At 33.3% G+C, this 819-nt stretch carries 1 protein-coding gene; it reads right to left on the reverse strand.

Going from position 1 to position 819, the window contains the following annotated elements:
* A partial coding sequence (locus tag TR08_RS24080) for a type 1 glutamine amidotransferase family protein (protein ID WP_045522567.1) occupies window positions 1-629 on the reverse strand: 629 nt, incomplete at its 3' end.
* Window positions 630-819 lie beyond the last annotated feature (190 nt).

The raw sequence follows: 819 nt of genomic DNA on the forward strand, positions 1-819 counted from the left end.
TTATTTATTGAGTTCATTAGTTGGAAGAAGTATTCAAGTTTGTGAGTCTTATTTAGGTTATACCACGAATGTAATGTATCTGGTGCAAATACATCTAATTTTTTCAGTACTTCCATCGCAAATTCCAAAGGAGCTACTCCTGATGCAGTAACCAAATTTTCACCAGTTACTACAGGTTCCATCTCATAAAAATTTTCTCCTTTATAATTAGGACAGACCATTTTAATATACTCTAAGCTATTGCTTGTATGCTTTCTAGAATCTAGATATCCCATATTCGCTAGTCCCTCAGTTGCACCACAAATAGCAGCAACAATAGTGCCAAGCTTTAAAGCCTCGCCAATTTTTTTCAAGATAGGTTGATGAATAGCTTCTCCCCAAGTATTCCCTCCAGGTAGAATTACAAGATCTTTACTATCAAAGTTACATTCATCAAGGGAAATATCTGGTTTTATACTCAGTCCCCCCATCGTAGTAATAATTTCTTTATTCGCTCCTACTGTAATTACTTTTAAAGGTGCTAAATCCTTTTTGAAATATCTTCCTGAATTTAGTTCAGCAATTAAATATCCATATTCCCAGTCTGACATTGTATTAAATACATATAGATAAACTTTTTTTATTTTCATCCACTAACACTCCAATCATAATTTTCATAGTTTATTTTTTCCACATCAAAAGCTACTCCATCAAAAAGAACGTACGTTCCTTTTAATGCGATTATATACCACAATCAACCAATAGTCTATTTCTATTGAACTATCCTGCTTCGTTAGTTCAACAAAAAAAGCCGCCTGAAATGGCAGCTAGATCTATAAG

The organism is Neobacillus niacini (assembly GCF_000759675.1).
Lineage (GTDB): Bacteria > Bacillota > Bacilli > Bacillales > Cytobacillaceae > Neobacillus > Neobacillus niacini_A.